We start from the raw sequence: 8,258 nt of genomic DNA, 5'->3' as shown, positions 1-8,258 counted from the left end.
CTCAACGTCATGCCTCAACCTCTACTCGTGCGCTGCAGACCTGGCTGAGATGTGCGTTTACGTCTGCACCAGACTGCGTCGTCGGGTCCATTCCGGCAAATTCAATTTTGCAGGCCAGACTACTTCATCTCCGTCTGATACGGCTCGGGCGCGACGCACAGCGCGTTGGGCCGGCCATCGACATCGACGGGCAGACGTTCCAGCGCCTGATGCAGCAGCGCGACGCCCAGACCTTCGCCGCGCCAAGGCTTGCGCACTTCCCACATGCCGATAGATCACCCGATGCGCGTTGAACACCTCGCAAAGCTTTTCCGGGCCGAGCGCTTCGGTAGCGGCGAGCGCGAGCGACAGCATGTCGCCGGAATAGGTGTAGAGCGTATAGACCAGATCGGCGCTGCTGGTGAGCGGCGGCACCTTCACCAGCTTGAGTTCGACGGCCGCCGCGACGATATCGCTGCTCGCCTCGTGGAACACGGCGAACGCGGTGCCCAAACGCTCGTCGTCGACTTGCGGATATTCGTGGCGATAGACCATCGTGAATAGAAACGGCCCGATCTTCTCGCGATACGCGAGCGGCCGGTCGACGTCGTAATCGTCCGTGCCTTCGAGGCCGTAGGGATCGTAGTCGCGCTTCTCGCGACGCGGCCCGCCGTCGTTGGCCGCCAGCGCCACCAGCGGACGCCGCGATGCGGGCACCAGATCTTCCGGCAGACCTTCCCTATTCGAGACGCAGAAACTCGCGCCCGCCGCGATAGTGCGTTTCGAACAGCGAGACGAGCGGCTCGCTCGCCACCGGATCGAGGATGCGTTGCGCGCATTCCATCGCGCGGTCGAGCAACTGGTCGGCTTCCTCGGGATCGGGCGCGAGCGGCTCGTTGCCTTGCGCATCGGGCGATTCACCGCGAGCGGCGCGCGCCCGATGCGCGAGTTCGAGCCATTCGTCGGCCGCGCGTTCGGCGATGAATCCCGCCGCGATCCGATAACCCGACAACACGATGGACTGCCCCGTCCGCCTGAGCGGGAAGATATATTCGTCGGACATGGCGTCGTCGACGCTGACACCGCGGAAGGTTTCGCGCGGTGCGTGGGTATCGGCGGAAGCGTCGTAGCGCTCGTGCGACAGCACGTGAGTGACCAGTTCGGACGCGGCCGGCCCGAAGTCGGAGCCCGCGCCGGGCAGGAGTTTCAGCAGAGAAGGCGTGCTCGCGCCGTTCGGCGTGCCCGTGGTGCTCGATATGCTCATCAGTGCCATCTCCGAGTCGTGACGGTTTATCGTAGCAAAAGTAACAAGACGCGGGCCTGCCCTTTGCGCTGGTCTGATTTTTCGAAGGGCGAAACAGGGCGGAGGCGAGCCGATGACGATCCACAGTATCGAAGCAGTTCACGAAGGCGGCTGCGCGTGCGGCGCATTCCGTTTCCGCGCAATGGGCAAGCCGATCCGCGTCGGCATGTGTCATTGCGAGACGTGCCGCCGGGTGCACGGCTCGGCGTTCGGCGCGTACGCCATCTATCGGCGCGATCAGGTCGAGATGAGCGGCACGCTCGCGACCTGGCGCAGTTCCGACGAAGGCCGGCGGCACTTCTGCCCTGTGTGCGGATCGGTTGCGTACATGGAGTTCGTGTCGCGCCCGGAACTGGACCTGCCGCTCGGCGCATTCGACGAAACCGGCCTCTTCGAGCCGGATTACGAACTCTGGTGCAAGCATCGCGAGCCGTGGCTGCAGTACGGCGCGCGGCCCGAGTACGAAGAGGAACGCACCGCCTGACGCCGCTTCGCCAAGCCGCCGAAACCGGGACAAGATTTGTCCCGCCGCAACCGCATTCTGTTGCTGCGGGTCCGAGCAATTGCATTCGCGTGCAGAAAATACGATGATCGGCGTGCCTCGCGCTAAAACCAATGCGAAAATGTTAGCGTGCGCGCCGAACGCGAATGGCTTGCAGGATCGAGAACCTCTGAACTTCATGGCTTAGGAGCATCGATTTATGGCGAAGCAACCGGTAAGCGGCAGCGACAAGCAGCATCTCGAAGGATCGAAATGCATCGGCCAGTGCGACATGGCCGAGCAGACCGAAGTCGTCGTCATGTTGCGCCGCAAGGACGAAGCGGGTTTCCGTCAACTGATGACGAAGGTCGAATCCGGCGATGCGCCCGGCGAGCCCGTCTCGCGCGAGGAATTCGACAAGCGCTTCGGCGCGTCTGAAGAAGACGTTAACAAGATCAAGGCGTTTGCGAAGCACTACGGTCTTTCCGTCGTGCGCGCCGAGGCCAATACGCGCAGCGTCGTGCTTAAAGGCACCATCGAGCAGTTCCAGAAGGCGTTCGACGTCAAGCTCGAACGCTTCCAGCATCACAATATCGGCGAATATCGCGGGCGCAGCGGCCCGGTCAGCGTGCCCGACGATATCCACGGCGCGGTCACGGCGGTGCTCGGGCTGGACAGCCGTCCGCAGGCGCGGCCGCATTTCCGCTTCCGGCCGCCGTTCAAGCCGGCGCGCGGCGCGACGCAGCCGTCCTTCACGCCGCTCGATCTGGCCAAACTCTACGACTTCCCCGATAGCGACGGCGCGGGCCAGTGCATCGCGATCATCGAACTGGGCGGTGGCTATCAGACCAGCGATCTGTCGGCGTATTTCTCGAAGATCGGCGTGAAAGCGCCGAAGGTCGTGTCGATCGGCGTCGACAACGGCAAGAATGCGCCGTCCGGCAATCCGAATGGCCCGGACGGCGAAGTGACGCTGGATATCGAGATCGCGGGCGCGGTGGCGCCGGGCGCGACGCTCGCCGTCTATTTCGCGCCGAACAGCGACGCGGGCTTTATCGACGCCGTCAATCGCGCGATCCACGACACGACGCACAAGCCGTCGGTCGTATCGATCAGCTGGGGCGGGCCGGAATCCAACTGGACGCAGCAATCCGTCAGCGCCTTCAACGACGTGCTGCAAAGCGCCGCCGCGCTTGGCGTGACGGTGTGCGCGGCATCGGGCGACAGCGGCTCGTCGGATGGTGTCGGCGATGGCGCGGATCACGTCGATTTCCCCGCCTCCAGCCCGTTCGTGCTCGGCTGCGGCGGCACCAATCTGACGGCGTCGGGACAGGGCATCGGCCAGGAAGTGGTCTGGAACGATGGCGATCAGGGCGGCGCGGGCGGCGGCGGCGTCTCCGGCCTGTTCGATCTGCCCGTGTGGCAGAACGGTTTGTCGGTCACCGGCACGGGCGGGCAGAAAACGGCGCTCGCCAAGCGCGGCGTGCCCGATGTCGCTGGCGACGCCTCGCCGCAAACCGGCTACGAAGTGCTGATCGACGGCCAGCAGACGGTGGTCGGCGGCACCAGCGCGGTCGCGCCCTTGTGGGCCGCGCTGATCGCGCGCATCAACGCGATCGGCGGCGCGCCGTCGGGCTTCGTCAATCCCAAGCTGTACAAGGCGAAGAGCGCGTGCAACGACATCACCGAAGGCAACAACGGCAGTTTCGCGGCCGCGAAGGGCTGGGACGCCTGCACGGGTCTCGGCAGTCCGAACGGCGCGAAAGTGGCCGCCACGCTCAAGCCGAGCGCCAAGAAGAAGAGTTAGCAGCAACGACGTAGCGACATCAAAAACGACCACGACGACGATTCTGGAGCGAGAAGGATGAACAGCGCGATGAACTCCGATCCACTGACCTCGAACAACCCGCTGGCGGATGCCACCACCGCGCCGAACGCCGCCAGCGCGGCGCAGGCGGCGATGGCCAGCGTCCCCGCGAAGCCATCGGGCAAGAAGGACCAGCCATACTTCGACGCGACGCCCTACGGCAACGGCCCCGACGATGCCGTCGACGCCACGCAGGCCGACGAAAACGCGGCGATCACGCATCACAGCGTGACGGTGGGCGGCGAGAAGATCGCCTACACGGCGACGGTCGGTCATCTGGTGACGGTCGATCCGAGCAGCTCGAAACCCGCCGCGAAAATGTTCTACGCCGCCTTCACCAAGGACGGCGCGAAGGAGGAAACGCGGCCGCTGACGTTCTTCTATAACGGCGGGCCGGGATCGTCGTCGGTATTCGTGCTGCTGGGCTCGTTCGCACCGCGCCGCATCAAGACTGCGATGCCGAGCTTCACGCCGTCCGCGCCGTATCAGATGGAGGACAACCCGGACAGCCTGCTCGACAAGAGCGATCTGATCTTCGTGAATCCGGTCGGCACCGGTTATTCGGCGGCGATCGCGCCAAACAAGAACCGCGATTTCTGGGGCGTGGACGAGGACGCGGGTTCCATCGCGCAGTTCGTCAAGCGCTATCTGACAAAGAACAATCGCTGGAATTCGCCCAAGTTCCTGTTCGGCGAATCGTACGGCACGGCGCGCAGTTGCGTGCTGGCGTACAAGCTGCACGAGGACGGCATCGACCTGAACGGCGTGACGCTGCAATCGTCGATTCTCGATTACCGGCAGGCGGGCAATCCTGTCGGCGCGCTGCCCACTGCGGCGGCGGACGCGTGGTATCACAAGAAGCTCGGCGTGCATCCGACGCCGACGAATCTCGTGAATTTCGCGGAGGAAGTCGCGGAATATGCGCGCACGGATTATCTGAACGCGCTGCGCAAGTTTCCGCAGACGGATGACGAAGTGGTCGAAAAGCTCTCGGAATATACGGGCATCGACAAGGCGACGCTGATCGCGTGGAGTCTCGATATCGCCGCCTACGACAGCCGCGGCAACTCGCTCTTTCTCACGACGCTGCTCAAGTCGAAAGGCGAAGCGCTCGGCGAATACGATGGCCGCGTGACCGGCATTTCGAGCGGCATCGCGGGCAAGATCGACCCGAATTCCGGCGGCAACGATCCGACCATGACGGCGGTCAGCGGCGTCTACACGGCGATGTGGAACAGCTATCTGAACGAGCAGTTGAAGTTCACGTCCACCTCGTCCTTTACCGATCTGAACGATCAGGCCTTCAAGAACTGGGACTTCAAACATACCGATCCGACCGGCAAGCAGGTCGGCGTCGATTCGAAGGGCAACGTCATTCTGTACACAGCGGGCGACCTTGCCGCCGTGATGGCGCTCAATGTCGATCTAAAGGTGTTATCGGCGAACGGCATGTACGATTTCTTCACGCCGTTTTATCAGACGATCCTCGATCTCCAGCAGATGCCGCTGATCGACAAGACCGTGCGGCAGAATCTGTCGGCGACGTTTTATCCGTCCGGGCATATGGTGTATCTGGATGGCGCGTCGCGCACGGCGCTCAAGGCCGATCTCGCGAAGATGTACGAGGAAGCGACGTCGAACCATGCCGCGATGACGCGCATCATCGCGCTGCAGAAGACGACGCAGGAAAAGGCCTTGTCGCCGCAGAGCAAACCTTAAGAGCGAGGGCGGTTCTTTCATCGAAGGAACCGCCCGGATAAATCGTCGCGGGTACGTCGATTGCGGACAGCTATGAAAACCTCGTAGCCGTTCAACCAAGGAGTCCCCGCAATGCCGACGAAGAAGCAACCCGCCGGCGGCGTCGCTCGCACGCCGTCGCACAGCAATACCAACGCGAAAGTCGAAGCACTTGAAACCTTCCGCACCGATGCAAGCAATCAGGCCCTGACGACCAATCACGGCGTCAAAATCTCCGATAACCAGAACTCGCTGCGCGCCGGCACGCGCGGTCCGTCGCTGCTCGAAGACTTCATCATGCGTGAAAAAATCACGCACTTCGATTACGAGCGCATTCCGGAACGGATCGTCCACGCGCGCGGCGCGGCGGCGCATGGCGTGTTCAAGGTGTACTAATCGCAGGCCGAATTGACCAAGGCCGCGTTCCTGCAAGATCCGTCGAAGGAAACGCCGGTCTACGTGCGCTTCTCGACCGTGCAAGGCTCGCGTGGCTCGGCCGATACCGTGCGCGGCTTCGCCGTGAAGTTCTATACCGAAGAAGGCAATTTCGATATGGTCGGCAACAACATGCCGGTCTTCTTCATTCAGGACGCGATCAAGTTTCCGGACTTCGTGCATGCCGTGAAGCCGGAGCCGCACAACGAGATTCCGCAAGGCGCGTCGGCGCACGATACCTTCTGGGACTTCGTGTCGCTCGTGCCGGAATCGGCGCATATGGTGCTGTGGACCATGTCCGATCGCGCGATCCCGAAGAGTCTGCGCACGATGGAAGGCTTCGGCATCCGTACCTTCCGCTTCGTCAACGCGGAAGGCAAAGGCCGCTTCGTGAAGTTCCACTGGCGGCCGACGATCGGTTCGGCATCGCTGTTGTGGGACGAAGCGCAGAAGCTCGCGGGCAAGGACGCGGACTTCCATCGGCGCGATCTGTGGGAATCAATCGACAACGGCGATTATCCGGAGTGGGAGCTCGGCGTGCAGATCGTCGAGGAAGAGGACGAACATAACTTCGACTTCGATCTGCTCGATCCGACCAAGATCATCCCCGAAGAACTCGTGCCGCTGAAGATGATCGGCAAGCTCACGCTGAACCGCAATCCGGACAATTTCTTCGCGGAAACGGAGCAGGTCGCGTTCTGTCCGAGGCATATCGTGCCGGGTCTGGATTTCACGAACGATCCGCTGCTGCAAGGCCGTCTGTTCTCGTACACGGATACGCAGATCAGCCGTCTCGGCGGCCCGAACTTCCACGAGATTCCGATCAACCGGCCGCTCGCGCCCTTGCATAACGGCCAGCGCGATGCCATGCATCGGCAGACCATCGACAAGGGTCAGGCTTCCTACGAGCCGAATTCCATCGATGGCGGTTGGCCGAAGGAAACCGCGCCGGCGGCCGCGGGCGGCGGCTTCGAAACCTACACGGAGCGCGTGGAAGGTTCGAAGATTCGAGTGCGCAGTCCGTCGTTTCAGGATCATTACTCGCAGGCGACGCTGTTCTGGAACAGCATGACGGAGCCGGAGCAGGATCACATCGTAGGCGGTTATTCATTCGAGTTGAGCAAGGTGGAGCGCAAGAATATCCGCGAACGTCAGCTCGGCATTCTCGCCAATATCGATGAAACGCTGGCCGCGCGCGTCGCGGAAAACATCGGCATGCCCGCGCCGAAGAAGAACGCCGATGCCGCCGAACTCGGCAAGTCGTCGGTGACGGAATCGCCCGCGTTGTCGATCGTTGCCAAGACCGTGCCGGGGATCAAGACGCGCAAGGTGGCGATTCTCGCCGCCAAGGGCGCGGACGCCGCGACCATCAAGGCGATCAAGGACGCGCTCGCCGCCGAGGGCGCGCACGCGAAGGTCATCTCGCCGACGCTCGCCGAACCGGCGCCTGGCATCGAGCCGGATGCGACCATTCTCGGCATGCCGTCGATCATGTTCGATGGCGTGATCGTCGCGGGCGGCGCGGCGAGCGCGAAGCTGCTCTCCGAATCCGGCGATGCGCGTCATTTCGTGCTCGAAGCGTACAAGCACCTGAAGGCGCTCGGCGCGATCGGCGATGGCGAAGACGTGCTCGCGGCCGCGCATCTGCCGAGCGGCGACGATGGCGTGTGCGTCGGCAGTGACGTCGACAAGGTGATGAAGAGCTTCATCGAAACGATGAGCCAGCATCGCGTGTGGTCGCGGGCGCAGAAGGCGGAATCCGTGCCGGCCTGATGCTTCGTTTCATCGCGTGCAATCAACGGCGCGTTCATGTCGCGCGCTGGTGATTCTCGCCTACGATAATTTTTGAGAAACTAGCCGCACCGCTCTTTTGAGGGTGCGGCTTTGTTCATCTTCACGCGTCGTCGCTGGTTCGCTTCGCCCGATGCACGTCCGCTGCGCCGATGGCTCGCGTGCGTCGCGATCGCGTGCGCGGTGCAGCCGTCGCATGCCGCCGACGCGCTCGTGATCGGCGCGGTGCCCGGCATGATGCCGCCGCTCGACATGGCGTGGAACGCGAATCGCGATGTCGACGCGTCCGGCACGCCGCACGGCATTTCTGCCGATGCGGTCGCCAAACTCGGCATCGCAACCAAGTGGCGTTTCTTTCGCACGCGCGCGGACATGATCTCCGCGCTCGAACGCGGCGAGATCGACATGGCCACGGGCGCGACCGGCGCGGACGCGGGCGCGTCGCTGATACTCAGCCATCCTATTTACCGATCCGGCGCGCCGTCGTGCGCTCGCTCGCGGCATCGCGCGCGCCGACGCATCGGCTGGCGTATGTCGAGGCGCAAGACGATCCGGCAGCCTTGCAATCGGCGTATCCGATGCTCACGCCCGTCGCGTATCCCGATCTCGTCGGCGCGTTGCTCGGCGGCGCGCTGCTGCTGGCATTGGCGGGCTGGGCGATGACC

General features: G+C 63.4%; 7 protein-coding genes and 1 pseudogene. 5 read left to right on the top strand and 3 right to left on the bottom strand.

Translation table 11 applies throughout. The annotated features are described in order from the left end of the window. Positions 1-57: 57 nt before the first annotated feature. Together BVER_RS34585 and BVER_RS34580 are read right to left on the bottom strand one after the other, a co-directional pair. The gene (locus BVER_RS34585; RefSeq protein ID WP_232316795.1) at positions 58-696 is read right to left on the bottom strand and encodes a hypothetical protein; all 639 of its coding nucleotides are present in this window, start codon (positions 694-696) and stop codon (positions 58-60) included. Between the two features lie 22 nt (positions 697-718). Further along, positions 719-1,243, bottom strand: coding sequence for a hypothetical protein (locus tag BVER_RS34580; protein WP_232316794.1), 525 nt, complete (start codon positions 1,241-1,243; stop codon positions 719-721). Positions 1,244-1,355: 112 nt separating this feature from the next. On the opposite strand from BVER_RS34580, the gene BVER_RS26025 reads away from it, so the two are divergent. The 4 genes and pseudogenes from BVER_RS26025 (at position 1,356) to katE (ending at position 7,575) form a co-directional block, all read left to right on the top strand. Continuing rightward, positions 1,356-1,766 carry a GFA family protein gene (locus tag BVER_RS26025; protein WP_050455719.1) on the top strand — a complete coding sequence of 137 codons (411 nt, stop codon included), beginning with the start codon at positions 1,356-1,358 and terminating at the stop codon, positions 1,764-1,766. A 217-nt stretch (positions 1,767-1,983) separates the two neighbouring features. After that, positions 1,984-3,570: a S53 family peptidase gene (locus BVER_RS26020; RefSeq protein WP_050455718.1), complete on the top strand. Its 1,587-nt coding sequence runs from the start codon at positions 1,984-1,986 to the stop codon at positions 3,568-3,570. A 153-nt stretch (positions 3,571-3,723) separates the two neighbouring features. Beyond that, positions 3,724-5,349 (top strand): S10 family peptidase, encoded by a 1,626-nt coding sequence (locus tag BVER_RS26015; RefSeq protein WP_232316797.1) that lies wholly within the window; start codon positions 3,724-3,726, stop codon positions 5,347-5,349. Positions 5,350-5,460: 111 nt separating this feature from the next. Next, positions 5,461-7,575: pseudogene (gene katE / locus BVER_RS26010) on the top strand (catalase HPII). Between the two features lie 80 nt (positions 7,576-7,655). On the opposite strand, the gene BVER_RS26005 reads toward katE, so the two are convergent. Continuing rightward, positions 7,656-7,928, bottom strand: coding sequence for a hypothetical protein (locus tag BVER_RS26005; protein ID WP_198155380.1), 273 nt, complete (start codon positions 7,926-7,928; stop codon positions 7,656-7,658). A 150-nt stretch (positions 7,929-8,078) separates the two neighbouring features. On the opposite strand from BVER_RS26005, the gene BVER_RS26000 reads away from it, so the two are divergent. After that, on the top strand, positions 8,079-8,258 hold a 180-nt coding region (locus BVER_RS26000), incomplete at its 3' end, for a hypothetical protein (RefSeq protein ID WP_157056227.1).

The organism is Candidatus Burkholderia verschuerenii (assembly GCF_001189365.1).
Lineage (GTDB): Bacteria > Pseudomonadota > Gammaproteobacteria > Burkholderiales > Burkholderiaceae > Caballeronia > Caballeronia verschuerenii.
The sequence above is the reverse complement of the archived record's forward strand: the minus strand, read 5'-3'. Positions and strand labels throughout refer to the sequence as shown.